Origin of the sequence: Saliphagus sp. GCM10025334 (assembly GCF_042663485.1) — an archaeon.
Taxonomy (GTDB): Archaea; Halobacteriota; Halobacteria; order Halobacteriales; family Natrialbaceae; genus Natronosalvus.
Genome location: NZ_JBHTAF010000001.1, coordinates 671,803 through 694,988, shown reverse-complemented (window position 1 = coordinate 694,988; position 23,186 = coordinate 671,803). Strand labels below are relative to the sequence as shown.

General features: G+C 48.5%; 16 protein-coding genes and 2 pseudogenes. 7 read left to right on the top strand and 11 right to left on the bottom strand.

Translation table 11 applies throughout. The features are described from left to right. Positions 1–288: 288 nt before the first annotated feature. Positions 289–669, bottom strand: a pseudogene (locus ACFQO4_RS03175) (ComEC/Rec2 family competence protein); the annotation flags it as partial. A 96-nt stretch (positions 670–765) separates the two neighbouring features. Continuing rightward, positions 766–1,359 (bottom strand): annotated as a pseudogene (locus ACFQO4_RS03170) (lamin tail domain-containing protein); the annotation flags it as partial. 96 nt (positions 1,360–1,455) lie between these two features. On the opposite strand from ACFQO4_RS03170, the gene ACFQO4_RS03165 reads away from it, so the two are divergent. Beyond that, entirely contained in the window at positions 1,456–2,271 is an 816-nt protein-coding gene (locus ACFQO4_RS03165) for an ion transporter (protein ID WP_500259539.1), read from the top strand. A 483-nt stretch (positions 2,272–2,754) separates the two neighbouring features. Here ACFQO4_RS03165 and ACFQO4_RS03160 read toward each other — a convergent pair whose 3' ends face one another. Beyond that, complete coding sequence (locus ACFQO4_RS03160) at positions 2,755–4,395, bottom strand: restriction endonuclease FokI C-terminal domain-containing protein (RefSeq protein WP_500259538.1); 1,641 nt, start codon at positions 4,393–4,395, stop codon at positions 2,755–2,757. Positions 4,396–4,923: 528 nt separating this feature from the next. On the opposite strand from ACFQO4_RS03160, the gene ACFQO4_RS03155 reads away from it, so the two are divergent. Further along, positions 4,924–5,574: a hypothetical protein gene (locus ACFQO4_RS03155; RefSeq protein ID WP_500259537.1), complete on the top strand. Its 651-nt coding sequence runs from the start codon at positions 4,924–4,926 to the stop codon at positions 5,572–5,574. Positions 5,575–5,610: 36 nt separating this feature from the next. Continuing rightward, positions 5,611–5,994 carry a DUF7344 domain-containing protein gene (locus ACFQO4_RS03150; RefSeq protein WP_500259536.1) on the top strand — a complete coding sequence of 128 codons (384 nt, stop codon included), beginning with the start codon at positions 5,611–5,613 and terminating at the stop codon, positions 5,992–5,994. Between the two features lie 679 nt (positions 5,995–6,673). Here the strand turns inward: ACFQO4_RS03150 and ACFQO4_RS03145 are convergent. Together ACFQO4_RS03145 and ACFQO4_RS03140 are read right to left on the bottom strand one after the other, a co-directional pair. Next, positions 6,674–7,114 (bottom strand): response regulator, encoded by a 441-nt coding sequence (locus ACFQO4_RS03145; protein WP_500260448.1) that lies wholly within the window; start codon positions 7,112–7,114, stop codon positions 6,674–6,676. A gap of 378 nt (positions 7,115–7,492) precedes the next feature. Next, positions 7,493–8,311: a Cdc6/Cdc18 family protein gene (locus tag ACFQO4_RS03140; protein ID WP_500259535.1), complete on the bottom strand. Its 819-nt coding sequence runs from the start codon at positions 8,309–8,311 to the stop codon at positions 7,493–7,495. 207 nt (positions 8,312–8,518) lie between these two features. On the opposite strand from ACFQO4_RS03140, the gene ACFQO4_RS03135 reads away from it, so the two are divergent. After that, entirely contained in the window at positions 8,519–9,571 is a 1,053-nt protein-coding gene (locus tag ACFQO4_RS03135) for a Cdc6/Cdc18 family protein (protein ID WP_500259534.1), read from the top strand. A gap of 113 nt (positions 9,572–9,684) precedes the next feature. Here ACFQO4_RS03135 and ACFQO4_RS03130 read toward each other — a convergent pair whose 3' ends face one another. The 3 genes from ACFQO4_RS03130 to ACFQO4_RS03120 form a co-directional block, all read right to left on the bottom strand. Further along, complete coding sequence (locus ACFQO4_RS03130) at positions 9,685–10,230, bottom strand: hypothetical protein (protein WP_500259533.1); 546 nt, start codon at positions 10,228–10,230, stop codon at positions 9,685–9,687. Between the two features lie 348 nt (positions 10,231–10,578). After that, positions 10,579–12,006, bottom strand: coding sequence for a hypothetical protein (locus tag ACFQO4_RS03125; RefSeq protein ID WP_500259532.1), 1,428 nt, complete (start codon positions 12,004–12,006; stop codon positions 10,579–10,581). 130 nt (positions 12,007–12,136) lie between these two features. After that, positions 12,137–12,502 carry a DUF8104 domain-containing protein gene (locus ACFQO4_RS03120; protein WP_500259531.1) on the bottom strand — a complete coding sequence of 122 codons (366 nt, stop codon included), beginning with the start codon at positions 12,500–12,502 and terminating at the stop codon, positions 12,137–12,139. A gap of 386 nt (positions 12,503–12,888) precedes the next feature. On the opposite strand from ACFQO4_RS03120, the gene ACFQO4_RS03115 reads away from it, so the two are divergent. Next, positions 12,889–14,988 carry a hypothetical protein gene (locus tag ACFQO4_RS03115; protein ID WP_500259530.1) on the top strand — a complete coding sequence of 700 codons (2,100 nt, stop codon included), beginning with the start codon at positions 12,889–12,891 and terminating at the stop codon, positions 14,986–14,988. Here ACFQO4_RS03115 and ACFQO4_RS03110 read toward each other — a convergent pair. Continuing rightward, positions 14,985–16,235 (bottom strand): tyrosine-type recombinase/integrase, encoded by a 1,251-nt coding sequence (locus ACFQO4_RS03110; RefSeq protein WP_500259529.1) that lies wholly within the window; start codon positions 16,233–16,235, stop codon positions 14,985–14,987. The two genes, ACFQO4_RS03115 and ACFQO4_RS03110, sit on opposite strands and share 4 nt — an antisense overlap. 385 nt (positions 16,236–16,620) lie before the next feature. On the opposite strand from ACFQO4_RS03110, the gene ACFQO4_RS03105 reads away from it, so the two are divergent. Then, positions 16,621–17,709 carry a hypothetical protein gene (locus ACFQO4_RS03105; protein WP_500259528.1) on the top strand — a complete coding sequence of 363 codons (1,089 nt, stop codon included), beginning with the start codon at positions 16,621–16,623 and terminating at the stop codon, positions 17,707–17,709. Between the two features lie 240 nt (positions 17,710–17,949). Here the strand turns inward: ACFQO4_RS03105 and ACFQO4_RS03100 are convergent, their stop codons facing one another. After that, positions 17,950–19,881, bottom strand: a complete 1,932-nt coding sequence (locus ACFQO4_RS03100; protein WP_500259527.1) for an AAA family ATPase — start codon at positions 19,879–19,881, stop codon at positions 17,950–17,952. A 347-nt stretch (positions 19,882–20,228) separates the two neighbouring features. On the opposite strand from ACFQO4_RS03100, the gene ACFQO4_RS03095 reads away from it, so the two are divergent. Beyond that, positions 20,229–20,528: a hypothetical protein gene (locus tag ACFQO4_RS03095; RefSeq protein ID WP_500259526.1), complete on the top strand. Its 300-nt coding sequence runs from the start codon at positions 20,229–20,231 to the stop codon at positions 20,526–20,528. Positions 20,529–20,633: 105 nt separating this feature from the next. Here ACFQO4_RS03095 and ACFQO4_RS03090 read toward each other — a convergent pair whose 3' ends face one another. After that, a complete protein-coding gene (locus ACFQO4_RS03090; protein WP_500259525.1) occupies positions 20,634–23,126 on the bottom strand; it encodes an S-layer protein in 2,493 nt (830 codons plus the stop codon). Between the last annotated feature and the right edge of the window lie 60 nt (positions 23,127–23,186).

The following is a 23,186-nucleotide window of genomic DNA, read 5'->3' as shown; positions in this document are numbered from 1 at the left end:
ATTCGATCCCATGAATATCACGACCTGGTATAAACTAATGTTGCCGATATATTTTGGATTGAGTGTATATATCGGGCATAAATGAAAAATCTATGTAGAATACTTCCAATATGTGTGGGGATCTGCCAGGTAAACGCCGACTCGAGAGTTCCGTGGGCTCCTATGCCTGGTTCGATGGCGTCACACCGATCCCGTGCTCGTGTCGGACACGAAACGCAACTCGCTTCGCTCGTCGGTTTGATTCAGTGAAAATGCGATGGCTGAGACGTCGCCCTTGATTGGGAGGCCGTCACCGCTTTCGACGAGGAGCAGGTCCACGTTGTGTTTGTCAATCGCATCGAGATAGTTCTCGTAAGTGGCGGATGTAGACAGGATTCCGGAGTCGTAAGCTGCTCCGACGCCCTGCCCATTCGTCTCGAAGTGATCGATCACGGCGGCGTGCCCACCGATGTGATCGGCATGGCTATGGGTGGCGATCAGATGATCGATCCGGTCAATACCCTGTGCCTCGAGATACGCGATCACCTCGCTCCCGTCTTGGGGTCAGTCACCGGTGTCGATCAGGATCGTCTCACCCGCCGGGGTTACGAGGAGCGTCGAATCCGCTTGTCCGACGTCAATGTGATGGATCTCGAGTTCACCCTCCACCTCACCAGTTTCGTCGTCCACTCTGCTGTTGCTGCCATCACCTCCCCTACTATTGGAATCATCGCCTCCATCTGATTCACCGACTGGATCCTCGAGGTCGATATCTCCGTAGGCGTGTTCGAGCGCGAGTTGGCCGTTGGGCCCAACGAGCCGAATTACGTCACCGTCGCCTCGCCAGATATTCACGCCGTAACCCCAGTAGAGATCGCTGGTCGTCGGGTCGCCCTCACCTGTCGTTATCGTCACTGATTCGCCGGATTCGAGCACAAATCCGCTCGGGAAGGTAAATGGCGAGAGTCCGCCATCGACCTGCCCGCCGTCGCGATCACGAATGGTAAACCCTGAGAGATCGACAGGGTTGCCACCCGTGTTTTCGAGGACGATATACTTCTCGTCGGGTGTAACATCGTCGACATTCAGAGCAGTGACCTCGAGAGCAGTGCCGACGCTCTCGGAATCCTCGATCGGTTCGTCGGTGCCATCCGTCTCAGACGAGTCGCCCGTATCGTCCCCCTCGGTCCCGTCATCATTGCCGTCGGTGGTGGTAGACGTATTCGAAGAACTCTGCTCCCCGCTCTTATCCGTGTCTGGTTCTTCAGAATCGGCATTAAGCGGGTCATCAGCCCCGTTTCCGTTCCCACTCGTGTCGGTCGCACATCCAGCGAGAACGACCAGAAGCGCCACGAGAACGACGAGTACCGCTTGTTTCATATCCATAGCAGTTTCAGGAAGGGGCTTGAGTGTTCCGTCCAGCGAAGCAACCCTCGGCGAGAACACATAAGTCACTTGGCTGGGAGCCGAAACTATATGCAATCGAACGCGTATCGGTCGATTCAATCGCAGGTCGATGCCCTGTTTGCGGCGCGACGTGGTGGGAAAGTTGGCTACTATCTGGACTGGGTCATCATGACTCTCATCGTCGTGAACGTTACCGCAGTCGCCCTCGAGACGGTGAATCCTATCTACGAGCAGTACGCCGCCCAGTTTTATTGGCTCGAGGTCATCTCGGTCGCTATCTTCAGCATCGAGTACCTGGGCCGGCTCTGGGCGTGCACCTCACGGGCCTCATTTCGCCGCCCGCTTGAGGGCCGACTGCGATTTGCGGCACGGCCGATGCTCGTCATCGATCTGCTGGCGATCCTTCCGTTTTTCCTGGGAGCAGTTCTTCCCGCGGATCTGCGGTTCCTCCGGGCCCTTCGCCTGTTCCGCTTTTTCCGACTGTTCAAGATGGCTCGATACAGTGAATCGATCCGCGCGTTCAGTCGGGTACTCAGGACGAAGAAAGAAGATCTCGTAATTGCGTTCTCAGCGACGCTCGTCCTGTTGCTGGTCGCCTCGAGTATGATGTATTTCGTCGAAAATTCGGCCCAACCGGACCAATTCTCCTCGATCCCAGAGACGCTCTGGTGGGGTGTCGTGACCTTGACCACGGTTGGTTATGGTGATATTCATCCAGTGACCCCGCTGGGACAGTTTGTCGGATCGATCGTTGCACTCCTCGGAATTGGATTGTTCGCCCTACCAGCTTCCATTTTGGCCTCAGGGTTCATCGAAGAAGCCAGACGGGATACTGACCGCGGGGGGCCGACATACTGCCCCCACTGCGGTGAAAAACTCGAGTAGCTGTCGAAGGGGATCTGGACATCCGTTCTCTCACTCCTGGATCGAGTAAACTTACAGTAGGGCATCGACTCTTGCGGCAACATACGTGCCTCTACTCGGAGTCGACCTTTCCAATCCGTGGCGAGTAACAGGGTTGCGACTCTACACTCAACCACTGCCTCGTAGAGGGAGAGCTGCGCCCTCGGGCTGTTGACAAGTGAAAATAGGGCTGAGGCGCGATCAGGGCACCGTAACTCCCCCCCCAGAGGATGTCAATGGGGGTAGATATCCCTATCAGGGGTGTGAGACCGTTGTTGCAGCACCCAACTATTGACTGAGCTGGTGCTCAGTAGCCTGTACCGATCAGACAGACACCGAAGAAGCAATCGACACCTGGTAGCGGGCAACCCAGTGTACAAATCAGGAGGGTGGAACCAAAATGACCCTTGTTTGAATGTGGGAACACGCCGACAGCAGCGCTTACAACTCCTAATTCGCGTGATGTTACGAGAACTGGGTTTCAAGCCAGCCAGCCGCAGTCTCTACTCCGAAAATCTCTGAACCAGTGAAGACCGACAACGGTAATTCACGTCCGTCCGCCGCGTAATTCTCTCGCCATAACTCCGCCAGCGCCTTCAGGTCCTCTGCTCGCACTAATCGAATATCCGTTCCGACTTGCATCTCCAGCTGTAACGCATTCGATGCCGCCTGTTCGGTGAAGGCAGGAGCGATGATGAGAAACCACTCTACGTCGTGCTGTTCGCTCTTCGTATCGATATAATTCTTAATCTTACTGCGGGTATCACTTCCCAGACGGAACTCCTGACGGCGACGCTTATTATCCCAGAGAAGCCACTGGCCGTTCTGCTCGACCTCGCCATCTGCGACCACTCCGGTTGCCTGTTGGCCGAGCTGGTTCGTTCCCTCGAGATTGAACACGTCTCGGAAAATCTCTCCGGTCGCATCTTCAAAGAGCACGTCCAGTTTCTCCGATGGATTATCCGCCTCGACGAGGTCCTGGAGTTGTGGTGGAACGTCAGTGACAGCACCATCTGCGATGTCTTCGTAGGCTTCCAAATAGAGGTCGACCGCTGGTTGCCCCTCCTCAACGGACTTCTGTGAAAGCTCAAAATACTCGATAATCGCCGGTACCATCTCCTCGGTCTTCAGTTTGTGCGCATCGAGCCCGTATTTGTCGACAATCTCCTTGAGGGCATCCTTCGGTACGACTTCTTTCAATAACTCGCTCGGGTAGACACCGGCTTGGACGATGTTCTCTCGTCGGTTCTTGTTTTTACCATAATTTTTCCCAGTCACACCGAAGCGTTCGCGAGCCTCAATCAGCACGGACTGTCGGTCGAAGACTTCGAGCGTTTCGAGCATCTGGCGATAGTTCTTGTTGGACATTTCGTAATAGAGCCAGTCTCGGATCTTGTCAATGTAGTCTTCAGGGATGCCAACGAGCTCCTTGTAATCGGGGTCATCGACCTCGTAGACGAGCGCTTGCTCTTGAAGCGACCAGACCCCTTTCTCGATGGTATCATGGGCGTGTTCGGGGCTGTCTGATCGGGAGACTTTTGGAAACCGGCCGAGTGCAGATAGTCGCTGGAAGAAATCAAGCCACGTGTAGTACTCGTGTTTGCTGTCGTGGGCATTGTTGTGAAGTTCGAAGTAGCTGAACACCATATGGAGTTCAGAATCATCGATCTGGTTTTTGTAGTCGACGGCGGCTTGGGCGATGTGGAGAAGGTCGTCGCTTTCTGGGAAGGAATCTTCGTCGTGAGCTTCAATGAGATTCCGTTGCCAATCCTGAACAGCATCGATTAGTTCTGACTTCTCCATATTATAGTCGGATTGCTGGATGAGTTGGCGAAGAATCCCATACCGGATGACGAGCGCCTGGTAGGGTGAGTTGTTAATCTCACTAAGCCTCGGGGGTGTGAAGTTGTTGAGTTCCTGCTCAAGGCGTTCCTCAGCGGCAAGTGCTGGGGCGTACGTCTCCAGATATGCTTCGCGGTCGTCGAAACCGTCGTGTTTGAACGCTTCCGGATCAAAGTCGTCAGTCTTGGTTTTCGTGTCGTCCTTGATGAAGCGTTTGCGCTCGTAGCTATTCCAGTTTCTATCAATAAGTTCAGATAACTCCATCTGTTGTGAATTCGATATTATCCAATATACTTCAATATAGTCCCAGAACCGGGGGTCTACTTCTCATTCAATTCGTTCACAGTAGGTCGACTAATGCCCGCGCGGCTCAGAGAGTCTATATAAAGGTGAAGCGCCCAGCTCGAGTTCGACAGAGGCGAACCTCGAGGGCGTAGATTCCAAAAAGGGTGTTGCACCCTTTGTATGTATGCGCTGGCTGGGATTTGAACCCAGGTTGTGACCATGGCAAGCAATTATCAACTAACTAGTATATACGGGCATCGAATGCGTTCGATTTTCCCATACGTTTTGGGAACGCAAACCCTGGTTTACTAGCGAGCGCCTCTGTAAGCCCTGTATTCGCCCGTTGGCGTCCGGAGTTTCCTTGGCCTGTAGTACTACCTCTTGAGTTATAAACTCCCGCGACATGGTCTCTGAGCTTATGCGTGTAACCCGAGCTCTGTACCGGTGAATAAACCGGGTTTCAACGTGGGAACATTAAACACGTAGGAAATCATACCAGTAGTTACCGTGAAGACGAGGGAAAATGTACAGGGGGTTCGAGCAATCGATTTACTTACTTACTGGTATGCCTGGTTCGGGTTTGGAAAGATCCACGAAATCTCAGAACACACGTATAATGGGAAGACACGCCAGGTCTACTGGTTTGATTCTGAGGACTCCAAAGGCGGACACTGTACACCGTTCGCTACGATCTTGATGAACAGACAGCGCTTAGAAGAGTACTCTGAGCAGGTGACGGACTACGTTTTTGTCCATGAAACAGGGCATGCTGATCTCCCATGGTATCTCCAGTTTCTCGTGTATCTGACGCTGATCCCGTCAGTGCTGATTGCGTTGGTTATGCCGTTTGCAGCTGGAACCCAGATTCTCGTCGTTCTGTTTGGAACCGGGTCAGCGTACTATACGGTACTTGCAGTGGTATCTGGTTTGCTTGCTATTGGGCTGTTTACGCTTCCGTTTTTGGTGTTCTCATGGATCAGTGAGGGGCACGCTGAACTCGTTGCTCTGAAAGAACTGGGTGAGACAGCGTTTCTCGAGTGCCATGCTGAGATCGAGGAGAAGTCTGAAAGAGGATTGCTACGCCGGTTGATCCACCGGGTACAGTATCCGCCGCCAGAACTCGTAGTGTGGGGCGCTCAGAAATTCAAGCATACCTAGTATTTTTCTCACCTCCACTCTAACCATGGCTCTAGTATGCCTGAAAACGAGTTAGGCTCAGATCTTTTCAGTTTGTTTGACGGCCCGATCGGTGACGACGTCTTCTTCGAACTCATGAAGAATCCGCAACGTCGATTCATCTTCCAGTATCTGCTGGAGAAAAAGGAGACCACGCTCGTTGCACTCGCCAGGGAGATCTCCGCTCACGAACACGGCTACCAGGTTGACGATCTCGAGGAAGGTGACTGGAAGAGGGCCTACGTTGCATTGGAGCAGACGCATCTCCCGAAGATGGATGATGTTGATCTCTTGGATTATGAGCCTGATCAAGGCGTGATCTGCCTTGCTGAGAACAGCGAACGTATGAAAGACGAGCTTAATCGAGATGATATCGTCGGTTCCGAAAACAGACTCAGGTGATGGTCAATCTTTTTGCTGTATTTACGGATCGAGATATTTGGCTCTGTTGAAACTCTTAGTAGATGACAATAGCTGCCTGCTGAATACAAAACATGGATGCAGCGATTGTTGGTTTCGGCCAGTATACTCGTGAACCAGCCGTTCAGTAGGTCTGCGAACCGAGCGTATCTCACTGCTGGAGCCACGAGAAAAAGTAGGGAGGTCTACTGCCGTTCTACGACAGGTAACTGTGGTTCGTATAGCGAGAAAAGAAACCCATCACAGAATACACATTTTCTCGGTCCTGTACTCGATGACGTGGCCATGACATTCCCGCAGTGCAGGCACACGTGTAAGTGATTTCTGTTAGCCATGGGAGCACCATGTGAGAGTGTGTCTTGCATAAACATAGATTATTCATGGGAGGAGGTGGAATGTCCTTGTTCCTGCTATCTGTGTCACCTGTATTGAGCGATCCTCCCCATCACAAATTGAGTCAGCTCTCGTGCCACACTCGCGCTGTGTATTCAGCATTGTCTGAACGTCTTACCAGAATACAGTCAGGATCGTCTTGCGAGATACAGAGGATGGATGCGGCACACCGAAATAGTTCATTTCACTCACTCAGTGCGGAACAAACTGATACATACGGATGTGAGCTTCCCATTAAGTATTCAACCAGCTGACTCGCTTTGGCCGCTTAAGAACATGATGGGAGTCGGACATTTCCAATCCAAAACTCCTCAACAATTTGTACTAATTCGATAAAAGATCCCGGATCGTCAGGCTTTGTTAAGTAAGCGTTTGCATATCGCTCATAGCTCGAAAGAATATCCTTTTTGGCTGTTGAACTGGTCAACACAAGTATTGGAAGATGAATCAAATCAGGGTCGTTTCTGATCTCTTTCATTACGTCGAACCCATTTTTACGCGGGAGATTCAAATCTAATAATACAAGATCGGGACAGGCTGATTCTTCATCTCTCAAGAAATTTAGCGCCTCAATGCCATCGACGGCGATATGCAATCTCGCGTCAAATTTAGCATCCCGGAAGGCTTCCTGTGTTAGTCGAACATCTCCGGGATTATCCTCTACAAGCAGAATGTCGGGAACGGATTTATTTTCACTCACAGAAATCAATGAATTTCGCTTTATGGTTGGAACTGTCACAGCGTTCTCCCTCTTCGTTATTAAACGTGTTCGCCGAACAGGGGATGTGGTAGCATATAGACATATCTCTCTACCACTGGTTCCCTGTACTGAGCACTCGCCACCCCGTGTAGATCGAGGAGTATCTCGCTCCATATTCGCGCTCTGTATTCAGCATGACTAATGAAATCGATCACTGCACGAAGGGTTTAACAAAGCCATTGATCATTTGTTTCAAATAACTCGGTTTTAGGCTAGCACTGTACTCGGTTTTCATCGGGTGATTTTCCGCAGTACTGATCGTCATCTCAGGACTGGTTCTGAGGAGTTTGTGGGTATATCTTGGACAGGGTTATCGTAGACTCGCTTTTAGAGTTTAGAGAGAACTGAGTTGACGTGAGTCTGAGTTAAGCTGCGGTCATTTTCCTGATTGGCTTTCCGCCCTGCTTTCAATAAGATCTCTAACCCAGTTCGGCAATCACCGGTTTTCTCGGCGACCTGTTCAGCAATGTCTTCAATTATTTCGTCTGATACGGTACCTGGTTTGAAGGCGTGTTCGACCCGTGGTCTAAGGATTTCAAGGAGTTGGGAAGGGGTATACGGCGTGAATTCGAGAACTGTACAGTTGAGTCGGCTGCGGATTCGAGGCCCGAACTTAATCTGCGAAGGATGCTGATTTGTGATCATCACGATACCGATTTGGTTTTCGGCGTCTCTGCTTGCGAGATGCAGGTCGTAGATGACTTGAGTCTTCGCCCGTAACTGATCAAACTCGTCGAGCATGACAGCAAACCCATGGTGTTTGTCGAGGTACTCTCGAAGTATAGAGAGCAGGTCGTCGACTGGTCGTCCTTTCCGTGGGATCGGATAGCCGAGCTGGACGAGTAATGCGGTGAGTAGCGAGGGCCGGGTATTGTACTTCCAGCAGTTGATCGACACCGTTTTGGTCGAAGTTTCTTTCTCAACCCGGTCGAAAACGTAGTTGACGCAGGTGGTTTTTCCTGTGCCTGACGGTCCATACACGATCAGATGCTGTGGTGGCTGGCGGTGAGTCAATGGCCGTAACGTATCTGCCAGGGTCTGGATCTCCTGTGCTCGACCCAATGCTTTCTCAGGTGTATACCCAGGTGTAAGCACGGCTGCGGCCCGTAACACCTTGTTTTTCCGTGGATCTGATCGATCGAACACTGGCGGGAGAACACCTCCTTCAGAACGTAGTATGTTCGTGACGGGTTTTTATACCGTATTGGACACCACGGTTCAGTTGAGCTTAACAACTAGAGTAGTCAAGCGTCTGCCCTGTTTATACAGATAGGATGCTAAGAGTAGGTGGTCTTCAAGCGAAGACCGCTGTTTCAAACCCTATCTAACCGTTCCTTTATCTCTCTTTGCTGTATGATGACTACTACTCCTATCCGAGATGCTGAGCCACTGAATCCTGAGTTCCTGCCGGAAACGTTTCACGGCCGAGCTGATCAGTTGCAACAGCTCCGGTCTGCAACCAGCTCTGAGTCAGTGCCGGTGAATCTGCATCTGTACGGGCCGCGTGGCACCGGGAAAACCCATCTCGCCCGGCATGTTCTGGAAACACTGGCTGAGGATACCCAGACCTGTCTGGTTCCGTGTACCGAGTTTGATACCCAGTATAAAGTGTTGAAACAGCTGTGCCGAACCGTGACCGGTGACGAGGTTTCTGATGGATACCATGCGTCTGATCTCAAACGAATGTTCGAGGAACGGAGTAGCGACGTCCAGACGATTATCGTCTTGGACCAGGTTGATTTTCTGTTGTTGAACGATGGCTCGGACCTACTGTACTACCTATCTCGGCTTCAGTCCGATGATGGACTTGGCATCATCACGATTTCGGAAACCCTGCCGACGCTGCAACCGGAACTTGAAGAACGGACGTTTAGCACGTTACACCCGGAAACAGTGCTGTTCAAACCGTACTCGTCACAGACCTTGTTCAAGATCTTATGGGACTGTGTGTCAACTGCGTTCCATCCTGATACGGTTACTCGGGAAGCCGTCTCCGTTATTGCATCGTCGACGGAGAACGCGGCCTACGGCTTACAGTGGTTGAAAACCGCAGGTGAACACGCAGAGACGATTGTTTCGAAAGAACTGGTGGAAGAGGTCCGTCCGGAAACGGATAGAGCGTATGTGGACCAGTTACTCGCCGGGTTCTCGATTCATCACCGGGTACTGTATGAGGCGGTTGTCAAGCTAACAGACGGCTCTCGTGAGGTCGTGCACACCGGTGAGATCTACAGGACGTACAGGAAACTGCTGGAATCGAAACGGGTCAAGCCGTTAAGCGACCGCCGGATCAGCGACTTCATCAAGCATTTAGAGCTGTTGCAGGTGATCGAAGCCGACTACCATTATGGCGGTAGACACGGAAAGACACGTGAGATTCGGTTAGCTGATGAGACCGAGGCATGAGGTTACAAATGTTCAGTTTAGCTGAACCGGAGTCAGTCTGTCTTGCCCCAGGCCGGGGAGGTCAATTTAACAACTTTTAGAGGATCTATTGAACTTCTGTTTTCAGTTAACGGTTACTCTGTTGAGTACTGCTTTTGAATTCCGATCGAGAAAAGCCGAAGGCCGAGGCTGATGATCAAGAATAGGCCTGCGTAGAGTGCAGCAAGAGTTGCAAGAACTGCTAAATTGTGCGCTGTAAGCGGCTCTATCACTAGGTCGGGAAAGAGGCCGAGTGCGAAGACTGGGAGAAGCAAGAGACCTCCCAGAGCCAACATTCCCAGGCCAATCAGGCCAGAGGTTCGGCTAGCGCGTCTAGCCTGTGAGCTGTACCAAATTAGGTCGCCTATTCCAAGAGAAACCGGATAATCTGGTTCAGATTCATCAAGCCACCAGACACGCCCCTGACCAGCTGATTTCGAATGGACCCGCTCATCTGTTTCCAATTCGTTCAATCGGCTGCTCGTCCAGTTTTGGGATATAGGGAGCTCGTCAGCGATTTCAGCTGTCTTTAGAACCTTCTCGCTTTCTTCCTGGAGTTTTCTCCGGAATACATTGAGAATCTCTTCATCCGAGAGTTCATCGTCTTCTTCCTCCCTGAGTTTGTCAATTATTGGAACCATGGTATTTGAAGAATTGTTTACTTTGTTAAGGAAGTTACTATGCCCCAAACCAATACTACGACTCCGAAAACTGCTACGAGCAGGTATAGAACACCCATCGCTGCTAAATTGATTGTACTCACTTGGTTTAGATGAGGTGCCAACTCTATTAGCATGACTCCGCCGATAGCTATTCCGATCAATGCGACGGCCGCTTCGCCGAAATCTCCTGACATTACACTTCAAGCGTTAGTCGTGATAACCATAATGTGAGCCAATTGTTCTACCTCAATTCCGCTACTTTGGATACACAAACCGCAAGAAGAGATCGACCCAGGAATTTCGTCGGATTGAAGTTGTTAGGTTCAGCTAGAAGACATCTAGATTCCACATTTCCCGATCGATATCGATCTTTATTGGATCATCCTGTTCTGCGCTCTGGTTGTATATCTCGTTCAGTTTCTCGCCGTCAAGAACCACGATGCCTTTCTCCGTAAGTTCAGCAACCACCTGGTCGCTGAGTTCTTTTGGCATCTGTGGCGTAGCAATTACAGGAACGATTTTCCGCTGGGAGCCTTCAAAGACGTCTATATCAACGATGTCAGATTCTTCTTCACGAATCACCGATGCGATCTCTTCGGTTCGGTCTAGGATCGATTCTTTCTCGGAGATCCGTTTGTTGGTACATTCAACGAATAGGATTTGGGAACCGTCCGGCCGATGGGCAACTAGATCAACCTCGTCATACGGGAGTCCATCAGATTCTCGGGACCAATTTGGAATTTTGAAATCAGACTCACCGAACCATTGGACAAGGTATCCTGCAGTGCTTAATGCGTTTAGGACAGCTATCTCGAAGACACCAGGGTTGTCTCCTGATAGATAGTCGAAAAGTTTATCGCGCTGATCATATTCGTCGAAAACATGGTACCGGGAATTGATGGAGCCAGGACCGTTTTCTCCGCTCCATGTGTAGTGGTCTTTGAACTCAAAGACTTCATCACCGATGAAGAGGATGACATATGCTTTTTCGACCTCATCAAAATCAAGATTTTCAGTGTATGCAAGTTTTCCATCGTTAGATTCTACAAGATCTTTATCTGATAATTCGATCCGAAATCCTTCCTGTGCGCCGTAAGGTCGTTGTGGAAGGATGCTAACAGCGGCTTGGTCCTTGATTTCCTCTGGGAGTACAACCTTGACTGTGTTATCCTGAGTGACAGTGAATTCAATCCCTGTTTCTGCGAACAATAGTATCTCGGGATTAGCTGTTGCCTTTCCACGAAAGTGGTGGTCGAAGTAGTGATACTCGCATTTGGCAATATCGTAGTATGGTTCCTCCGCTCGCTGAATCTGGTGCTCTAGTTCGTCAACGACAGTGCTGTATTCGTCTTCTTGATCTGAGGAGAGATTTACCGAGAAAACCCCGTGAATTTCTGTTCGAGGCCGTTCGTTAAACACCCGGCCCTCAAAGTCGTCCACAAATTTTTGCTCCGGCCGATGCTCTAGCATTTCTAGATCCACTCCCTCACCAATCACCGTTTCACCCTCAACCAAGCCCCACAGAAGGTCAAAGGGATTGTTTATCGTTTTTTCGACGATTCTGAACGCGCCTTCGGAATACAGAACCTTCTCCTGTTCCTCATACTCCTCATTTGAAAATATTATCTCCCCGTTCGGAATCATGACACCGTTTTCTAATTCTACGGTAGAGAAACGAACTACCGCGGACTCCCAGAGATTGACGAACAGCGACTCATACTGCTTAAGGTCAGACTCACTTTCTATCCCAGTCATCTGGTTATTATGGGAAAACCAGTCAGTAGTTATCAAACTTGGCAGATTCTAATGGGACTGGTAATTAGGCGTCAAGTGAGAAACATCAACCTCTTAAATGCGTATCCTTCTCCAATTCACCCCAAATAAACTATAGGAGTTCGTGTAGCCAGTCCTCGTCGAGTTCACTGAGTTCGTGAAGGAGTTCTCGGCGTTCCTGTTCCAGTGTTTGCCGGTCCTGCCAGTGACTTCGTTTCTCCTGTCGTAACTCCCTATACAGTTCTTTGACTCTCTGTTTCAACTGTTCTCGTTTCCCATGGTGTATCGACCGGAGGTACAAAAGTTCTAACCGGTTGATGTACCAGTCTTGTTTTCCGGTGAGTTCGTCGACGATCTCGGAATGGATCTGGCTTCGTTCCTCAAGCTGCTCATTGATTCGCTCCAGTTCCTGATTTAACTGCTTTCGTTGCTGTTGTTGTACCTGTTCCAGTAGCCCCTCGATGTCCAACCCGTCCATTGGTGTGTGTTTGTACTGATCCACACAAAGAATAGAGAACCAAGTGTTGTTCTGAGTTACTCCAGGCGTTGTTGCGTTAGCCGCCGGTATTCCATTGCTTTCTCCCTATAGAACCGGGGCAGTTCCTCAATGTCCTCTTCGGACCACGACTCAACCTTTTTCAGAAGTTGCTCTAGTTCATACAGTTCTCGTGGACGTATTCTCATAACCAACTAGTAGATTCAAATACATTTACTATGTTCTCCCTGGGCAGAGTTCGATTGGCTTTCTACTTCTGTCATTAATCTCGTCTCAATTCTTGCCACACAAGTTTCCGTGGATGTTTTTAACTTTCAAAATGAATGGTTTGAATAACACCTATGCGAGATATTCCTCTTATCTCCAGTTTGGCCCGGCGTATTCGGTTCTGGTTTGCTGAGCTTTGGTTGAGAACTTCAGAACTCTCTTCGTATCAATACGGCCGTGCCGGTTTTTTTAGTGCCGTTGCTATAGTGTTGGCTTCAGTTATTGGCGTGGCGCTTGGTGAGGCTGGATTCGTAATTGAAAGGCTCTCTTTCCTAGTTCAAGATCCTTCGAACGGGTTTTTTGACTCTTCTTTAAACCTTATTCTAAGTACTATCAGCTTAGTGTTCGTCGTTGTGATTTTTCTCGTTCAAAACGCGAATCAAGAGTATTCGTCCCGTTTATCAGGAGTAATTCTTCATGACCGGTATTTTCTCGCAATAATAGGGTTTATCTTGACTGCATCTATATTTAGCGTATCTGGGAGTTATTTTGATCTGGGGACTCCTTTCACAGTAATCGGCTACGCTTTCTCAGTTGCGGTTGTTCTCCTTGTCGGTTCTCTAATCGCCTTCGCCGGTTACTTCATCAGCATTGCTAACATTATAGAATACACTACAAGAGATATAGAGAAAAGTATCGCTACAGAACGGATCTACCGTCCAAATCGGTTTGGTGTCCCATTACAGGATGAGGATTACATTGGCCGGCTTGCTAGCGATACACAGCTAATTGTCAGCACCTGTATTGAGGCAATTGAAGAGAATCAGCGGCCGGTGGTTGATTCCTGTTTAAACTCTCTTGAACGGATTGCAAACAAATACCTCGATCAGACCACAGAAAGAGAGGTCAGTGAGGATTTCCTTCAAGAACTTAACGACCAGTTTCAGTTTATAGGGTCCACAGCTTTTGATGATTACTCGCGTCAGAAGTACTCTGAGAGTGTGGTCGAGACGGTTGGTAATATCGGTGTGGCGATAACCAAGAATCGTGAACTGGGTGCCCAGGCCTCAATGTGGGCAAATCTCCTGAAAAAGCTTTTCAGAGATTCACTGGAATTCGATAGAACTACTGCTGCGTCCATTAGTATCCAGAAGCTCGGAGAAATGTCTGTTACAGCGATCAAGAAAGGTGACACCGACTCTGTCCGGGTTTTCCAAGGTGAGCTCGAGACTATTGCTGCTATCTGTAGTAGCAGAAACCATAGTTACTTGGCTTCTCTCTTGCAGACCCTGCATTTACAGTATCAGAAGATGTACGTATCCTACCTCGCAACGTTACTGAATGCAGGGTACGCGCCAGAGTACGATGTTTCATCACTACTAGAGACGTTTGCAGATAGCTTCAACCAGGCTAAGTCAAACTACGGTCATATGAACAAACAGGTTGTGTATGCTGGACCTTTCGGATTAAGTTCTTTTGCAGGACGGATCGCTCACTCTCTTTTAGAGAATCAGGATCCAGATCCTCGTACCCAGCACGCACTTTCCGAGTTCCTGTCTCAGACTGTTGATTTTCTCAGAGACATAAGCCTGACAAATTCTGAAGAAAACCATCAGGATATCTATAAGGGGTATACACAGTTTCTTTTTATCTTCGAAACTGCTGTTCCAGTTGATGATGAACTTAAGATCGATCTGATTTCGGAACTGAACGATGCATGGATCGAACTAATCGGGACGGCCTATAAGGACGCTTTAGAAACCTCAGAAAGTGTGGATCACAGGTTAAATGAGAGAATTAGCGATTTTATCGCGTTCCTGATCTATTTCCATCGAGATGACCCAGAAGTCCTTGCGGAGTTGATCGAACAGTACCCGGAACTTTACCGTGAGCTTTCTGACGAGTATCCAGGATCCGAGAACCATGTTGAGAATAATCTGAAAAGGCTGTACAAACAACTTAAACTGGCCGGTGCTTGGGTCAACCGTTTCCATGATCCTGAATCAACTACTCCTGAACTCTGGAGTGTTCTTGTAGAAGATTTCTACGAAATCCCCGAAAGTAGAAGCCGGATACCTCGGCCATTGATGGCCGAGTATGGGTATCCCACCGGAACTAGGACTCATACTAGAGATAACTGGTGGCTGAGACCGGATAATCTTTGGAGCTATACCGGCTTCCAAGATACCATCACTGCCAGTTTGAACGGGGAGGATGGAAGTAACTACGTGGAACTCCACGAGCGGTTGGAAGCTGCTTAACTCTCTAAGCTACCTTCTTTACTCTCTTGAACTTGTTCAAGTAGTTCTAAGAGCCCTTTCTCCTCGAGTTCTTCCAGTTTTTCCAGGACCTCGAGTTTCTCCTGTTTCTCCGTCTCCTGCTTCAGTGAGAGTATTCGGCCGCAGGTCCGGCACTCCGTATACTGTTGCTGGTTCTCGGTGCCGCAGAACTTGCACTCGATGCTTTTCTCTCCGTCTTCGCTCGAGATCCCGTATTTTTCCCGGATGGATTGGTTGACGTCGTCACTGTTGAGGTGGACGTAGACTTTGGCTCTATCTGAGCCGGGTACCCAGCCCGCGAACTTGTTGAGTTGTTCGTAGCCCATGAACGTCGCCACCTCCGTAAGCCGGGTGTGTCGTAGGTTGTACGGTCGTTGCTTTGACTTGGGGATCTCGGCCTGGGTACACGCTTTTTTGAATCGGCGTCGGTACGCAGCGTAGTTCATCTCGTCCCGCTGATCAGGTTCATAACTGGGGCAGGAATGGTTTTTCAACGGGTCTCCGCAGTTCCGGCATCTCTGTTGCTGGAGTTTGACCCAGAGCGGTGCGGTCGAGTCTTTAAGGTTTCCGAGTTCTCCGCCGAACGGGTGCTGACTGATCCATTCCCGGAGTGTTCTCCCGCTTCTCACTAACTGGTTGGTCCGGTCCGGTGTTCCTTTCAAGCCTTGGAGGGAGATGAAGTCGCCTTTCCCGTTACTGTTGAAGTCGCTGATCGATGCGCCTAACAGTTCTCCGGGGCGTGCAGCACATTCGTAGAGAACCATTGTGAAGGCACGGTCACGGGTATTATTGAACTGGTTGAGCAGTTTTTGAAGCTCGTCTTCGGTGAACAGGTCGTCCCGTGTAACGGGTGATGGCTTCCGGTTTCTATGGACGGAGAAGAACTCGACTTTCTCGGGGTGTTCGCCGTTGTTCTGTATTTTGTAGTACTTTTTGATTGAGGCTCGGAACTTGTGTTTGGTGGATTCGGCGTAGCTGCTTCGGTTGAGATCGGCCACGATCTGTTTGAGCTCGTCTTCGGTGGCTTCCTCCATGACAAAATCTTCGGGCGCATACTTCTGTAGAAGGGTTTTCCAGGAGTAGATCAGTCGTTGTTGCTGGCTGTCTCCGATTCCCTCGGCGGCGCAGTGGTTGATAAACTCTTTTATCGTGTTGTAGTTCGGTTTTGAGACCTGTTTTTCAAGGATTTCGAGGCTTCGGTCTACGTTGATGTATTCGGTTGTGCTCATCGGATAGTGTTACCTTCAGGGATTCGAGGAGTACAGGGTGACAGCGGGTTTCGGTTGCCCAGGGTACAGGTTCGGTGCCATCACCGGGGAAAAAGGGTTTAGTGGCCCATCGACACCAGTTATCCAGGGTTTGGTGGTCCAGTTCCTGAGATCAGAGCGGGTTTCTCTTGCGGTTAACCGGCCACGTCGCGGTTGGTGGCCATTGAACCCTTTATGCATGTCCCGGGTGGACCAACGCATTATGCGTTATATTCCCGTTGACCTGTTCTCCTCGTTTCGTTTGGGTTTTCAAGTGAAATTTAGGGTCTGAATTTTATATAAGTACTTGTGGTAGATTACGGGAGAACTCTTTTGGGTGTGATGAGAAGACTAATACCGTAAGGATATGGTAAAGGAAGAAGACACTCTTATAAATCAACCATTTGTTGAATCAATTGCTCCTAAAGAGGTTCCAACGAATCTAACATGCCCTAATTGTAGAATTCGATTTTTCACAAACATTTTTAGAATGATTGATATCTCAGCAGTAGGGTTTGAGCAAAAATTATTCTGCCCACAGTGTGGGATTGGATTCTGGCCAGAAAACGGTCTCCTACTTACTGGAATGCTCCATGAGGGAAAAGGAAATTTCGGGATACCTCTATCACTGGGAGGAGCATTACTTCCAGAATATAAGTATCTCTCTGTAGGTCAGACCCATATTGGGACTACAAGTCTGGACGACGCCATTGAGTACTATGATGACTATAGTGTAGAAGATATTACGATCGAAAGTGTACACAAAGATAACTTCACTGAGAAGAACCTTCTGGATGTTGAACCATCGTTTGACCGGTTTAGAGAAGTAATCTATGAAGATGAAGTACATATCACAGTTTCAAAAGTCAGTGAAACAGAGTATGCTGTATCTGCAAACCTACAAGAAAACCAAGATGGAAACTTAGAAATTGCAGAGAACGATAAACTGAGTATCCATTATACTGTTTGTCTCAAACTTTCAGAAGTTACTGATCCACCTTGGCTTCATAATCTTCGAGCTGCCGAAGAAAGTCTCCGAAGAGGCAATACAGTCTCAGCACTCCCTGCCTTAATATCGGCGTTTGATAACCAACTCTACCGTCAAATAGTTCTATTATTGAGGAGTAGGGGGCTTAACAAGTCTGAGGCGGTTGAATGGCTTGAGGATAGAAAAGGAGGATATAACATTCGCCGTAACGAATTGGCAAAAGAGATCTTGGAAGAGTTGGTTGGAGAAAGACTTAGTACCGGGGCTTATTCTAATGAATGGAACACTTTTCAAGAGATCAAAGCCAGAAGAGATGAGATTGTACACCCACCGGACTCCTCAATCTCATTTCCAACACAGAAAGAAGGAATAGAATACTTCAATAATGTATTTAATTTGATGCTTGGGGTATTCGATCTCTGCTGGGATTGGAACCGTGTCTCGTCGAATTCATATCGTCGTTCTTGATGTTTGAACTCCTTCCTTTTTGATTGACTCTCGTGTTATGTCCGAAATCCGCTGTGAAAACCAGGCACACTTTCTACGGGAACTGTTTTCAGTCTCTCCTGAGTTTCGCACCTGTTACTTGCCATCACAGCGTGATGGGGTCCAGCTCTGTTGACTCGCGGACGGTAGCGTTAGAACTTGGATGTGAACCCGGTTTCGGTGGCTCGGACAACAACGCGTATCAGTCTCTGCAGTTGGATTCTAGCTGTTCAGTCCGAAATAGGATGTAGCCCAACGATCCAGTTCGATCAGGATCGACTTCTTATCATCACTAACAATGTTTTCGCCGCGTGAGTGTATCTCAGCAATCCGTTGCGCAAGACATACCTTCTGCACCCTTCTAATATCGTTTTCGTCACACCACTTCGTTAGAACGCCTAACCGACCGTACTCAGAGATCGTGTCTTCATCAATTCGGTGTTCAACACCTTGCCATTCCTGCAACTCCTCGTTCACAGCTTGGATATAGATCTCGAGATCAACAAAGTCCTCCAAGACAAGAGGGCTGTCCGCTGACTCATCGAAGTCGAGATACGATCTCACTTGTTCGTCATCAGCTCCCGAACTTGTCAGATTAGCTTTCGAGGTTTCGCCTCCTCCATCTCCGTCAACGATGAACGCTGTTCTTCCGCTTTCATGCAGTAATTCGTCGAGAGAGCTGTTCTCAACGGTAGCTACACCGGGTGCAATTTGGTACTTGAGATCCTCCTTCGCTGTTGCATCCCTGATTAGAGAGGGTAACAGAATACATTCACATGGTCCCTCTCCGATCAATGAGTTTCGAGTAACAGTAAACGCAAACGACTCAAGACCCATCGAGATCATTAATGGCGAGAACCCTTCGCCTTTGTTCCAGAACCCGTTCTTAATCTCACTATGTTCTCTATCTTCGCTCGGAAGGATAGGACGGATACCTGTACCAAGATCGGAAGGCAGACATCCCGCTGAGTGCGTCGTATAGATCACTTTTTGAGCGATCTGCTGAGATTCAAGGACATCTATTAAACTTGCTTGAGCGTCATAACTCAAGTGTTGTTCTGCTTCATCAACGAGTAGGACAGGTTCGTTTGTAGCGTCTTCCTTGTTTAAGAACGAGACCAAGGCGATGAACCAACGAAGTCCATCACTTCGTTCTCTGATCGGGACGAATCCTTCTCCATCCTGTTTTTGAACCTGGAGATAGAGTATATCGCCGCTGATCCGTATATTCGGTATTACGGTTCTTTGGATCCAAGATTTGGAGAACTCATCTTCCAACCTCTTATTTATTTTCTTTTGATAGGTGTGTAGGTCTGACTGGCGGTCTTCCTCAACTGCCTCGACGATCTCCTCAGTCTCATATCCTCCTAAACGAACCAAATTCTCCAGGGCAGCCGGGATCTCTTCCAGCTTTCTAAGATTGTACTCGTACCTCAGATTACGGTCCTCATCACGGAAAAGGATGAACTGAGGCCGATTTTTCTTCAGTACCTCTTTTACCAGATAAGGCGAACAGTCTCGCTCATGCTCTGCAATATCTAACAGCTTCTTACCAGCATTTACGATAGTCTCATCGTGCTCAGATGACTCATCGGAATCCTGTACGAGATCTATTAACTCGGTTGCCAGTTCTTCGAGAACTTCAATATTGGTACGGCCCAGGTATTTCTTTTCATTGTCTGCAAAGCCGACAACCCGTTTTATCTTCTTATTCCTCTTCTTTCTTGCTCTGCCACTGCCTCTATTTTGAACGACATCTATCTCACGTACTTCTTCTACTAACTCACCAATCTTCTTCCGAGGCGTCAAATCATGTTCTAACTGATGATCGGGCTGGACAACCAAGGGACCCGACTCTATTTTCGTTACTGTGCATTCGGTTATGTTCTCAGCGCCATCAATATGTGATAGCCGTTCGTAATCTTTTGACTCTAAAACGAAGGTTGCAGAGATCTGTGGATCATCTTCTCGTGTTCGAGTTGCATCAGCATCATCGATAGATTCCTCGGTATTCAGTTCCTCAAGAGCGTTCAGAAACGAGCTTTTCCCGGCTTCATTGGGCCCAACAACTGCAATCAGGACCTCATTCAGCCGGACAGTGTTTGGCTCGCTGAAACGCCGGTAGCAGCGTATTTTGGCGTTCCGTAGTTTCATAGATACGAATTTCACGTTTCATTATTAAATGTCCCTATGACGGTTTCAGGTTGATATCGATTGTAGGTTTGGACAAGGGTTTGATCTGAATGATTCACATCCCCACGTGTAGAGGCGAGTCAACAGAGCTGTATATTCCGATATGCCGAAACCGCCGAACTCCCCCTCAAGCAGAATCCTCAGTGCTTAGAACCTGCCGAAGTCGCCGAAATACCTCTAGATTCTCCCGTAACCCGATCTCGATCCAGTACCGGTAACCTGGACTGGGTTTTCACGGTCTTCGAAAACCGGAACCGAAACGGCAAGGTTGTACTCTAATAAATACTTTTCACTGTACTAACTTGCATATGGTTGATGCCGGTTTAGATGCAAGAGAAATCCCGAAACAGCTCTACTTCGCACGACACAAAGGAAAATGGCATCTCTTCCCATCCAAACACTGGAAAGCCAACTCGTACTGCGGCTCGATCAAGTACGGTCAACTCAACACGAACAACAACGGACGAGAACTCCAAGTAGAGAACAACAACGAGTTACACGATTTTCTGAACGAAGAACCCGAGCTTGGAGAGCTATGCGGGAAATGCAGATCCAGTATCACACAGTATATGAAGAAACGGTCGTTCCAGAACAATCTATACGACTGAACCAGTCTGGTTGATTTTACTTAGTTATCGAGTTTGCATTGTGTGTTTGAGTATAAAAGAAAAAGAATGGGGAAAGAAAATATGTTAGAAGAAAAAAAGCAGATTTTACTCTGCTGTCTCTTCTGTCATTGTCTGAAGGTTGACACTTGCCTGTCCTTCTAGCTCATCCTGGTGATCAGCATAGTTGGATAGGTAGTTAGCTACACTTCTTGTGTCTTCGCCACTGTAACCAGATACAACAAGTGCATCGTAGTCATCGTGGAAAGCACCTTCAACGTAGTCAAGTCTCTGGTCTCCTTCTTCGTAGTCAGCTTGTGCAGCTGTTAGACCTTCATCAGCCAATTCTGCTGTTAATGCGTTGACTGCTGGTCCTCCTACGAGAATCATGTTCTGAGAAGTCTTCTTCTCATCAATGTCGCTGTCAGTGTCTAGTGCTGAACTGTCAGGCCATCCTGCTGGAGATGATTCTTCGTAAGTTACTGATGCTCCACCTTCTGAACTTACAGAACCTTCAGCACCTGTAACTGCAACTCCTGCTGCAGCTTGTGCGCCAGGAACTCTTAGTTCAACTTCTCCTTCGTCACTGTCGTCAACTTCAACGTAGCTACCAAATCCAGTGTAGCCAGCTGTGACATCGCTGTCACTTTCTAGTTCAGCTGTCTGAACGTGATCTCCATCGTAGTCTCCATCTTCGAATGAAAGACTGATTTCTTCGTCGTTGTCAGCTCCTGTAGGAGTGATTGTGAAAGATCCTCCGTCTTCTTCGTGGATTACTGCTCCTACGTTAGTGTAGTCGAAGTCTAGGTAAGCTCCGTTCTCAAGTTGAAGTGCTGCTCCGTTAGCGCTATCAGGACGCTGGTCTGGAGTGCTCCATCCTTCAATGTTGAACTGATCGTTTGTGTCTTCTACATTGAATGTGTAGGTCTGTCCGTTGATAATCTTCTCAGCTGTTTGTGCGCCGCTGTCTACATCAACTTCGACTGTATTGCCTGTGAATACATTCTCAAGTTCAATCGTACCTTCTTCATCAGTTTCGAATTCTCCTGTGGCGTCTCCAGTTTCAGATGTGGTTAGATCAGCGTTTGTAACTTCGTACATGTTGCTGAATCCTCCTGCATCTGTGATGAAGAGATCTCCTTCTACTAGTGAATCTCCTGCGTCAGCATTAACGATTGATCCGTCTTCGTTCACTAACTCAACAACGTTATCGCTGTTGCCATCTACATCAGTAACGTCTGTAGCGAATTCGATTGTTTCTGTGTTTCCACTGTTGTCTGTCACTGTTACTTCTGCAACTTCATCGTTTGTTGCGAAGTCGACTTCTGCCATGTCGTCAGCTGATGCTGCGTCAGGGTTTAGTCCGCCGAAATGCACTTCTACGTTTTCAAAGAAACTGTGTGTGAATGATTCTCCTGCTAGGATTGCGTCGTTTTCATCGTCTTCAGCTGCTACGTTTACTTCGATTGTGGATACTTCTGTGCTGAAGTCAGTTACTTCGCTTCCATCTCCATTATCGTGGTCGCCGTTGAAGTAAACTTGTGTTCCGTCTACTGTTTCTCCGTCGTCTTCGATTGGTTCGCCGTCAGATAGAACGATTTCGTCGCTTCCGATCTGGAACTGTGCTAGTCCTTCTCCGTCTCCTTCAGGGTATAGTCCTGATACTCTGACGTCTTGACCGTCGACTCTGAAGGTGTCTTCTTCGTCTACGTTTTCTGGTTCGCCGTTAACTCTTAGTGTTACACTGTCTCCGTCAATGTATCTTACTTCGACTGTGTGTTCTGTTCCGTCAAGTTCGAATGTTCCGGATTCTCCAGTTTCCAGGTTTAGAGTTTCGGATGATCCCCATAGAACTAGTTCGCTAGGAGCGGTCTCTTCTTCTCCTGTTTCCATGTCTGTTGCTACTGTGTATGTCTGTCCGAACAGTTCGATGTCTTCTCCAGCTACGTCTCCGCTAGTGAAGTCAACTCCTGTTGAGAACACTGCTTCAAGTGTGTAAAGCGGACTACTTTCTGCATCGTCGCTTACAGGCACGTATAGTGCAGGATCTTCTTCTTCATCTTCCATGTGTGGTGACTGTCCGAAGGTTACTGATGCGTCTCCCACTCTGTTGTAGTAGTCGATGTCGTAGTCTTCTCCTGCGTCGTCAGTGAAAGTTACTGATTCTAGAGATTCTAGGTCAGAACTTGTTAGTGTTCCTCTTACATCACTGATTGCGTCTCCGAAGAATAGGTTTTGGTTTACTGTGGCCAGTGTTACGCCGTTTGATGCACTCCATCCTGGTGTGCCTTGAGCGTCTACTGTTCCTTCTACTGTTGTGTATGCAGCTTGGCTTAGTGAGCCTGCTACGTTGATTGCGCCTACAACGTCTACTGTTGCGGCTTCGTCTCCTACTACGATTGAGGAGTCTACTTGTCCTTCATCATCTACAAATGGGCTTGGATAATCTCCAAGGTCTGCTGATGCAGCGCCGGCCGCTCCAACTAGAGTTGCCCCTAGAAGAAGTGCAGAGCCTGCTACAGCTTTTCCTGTCTTTGAAATTCTTTTCATTGTTGTATTGTCACCTATATTATTTTTTGACGTGGTTGTAGTGGTTTCCACGTTGACACTGTGTTTTTCTTGTCCGCCTGTGTCATGGGGCGGTTTGTGATCGGATGTCGG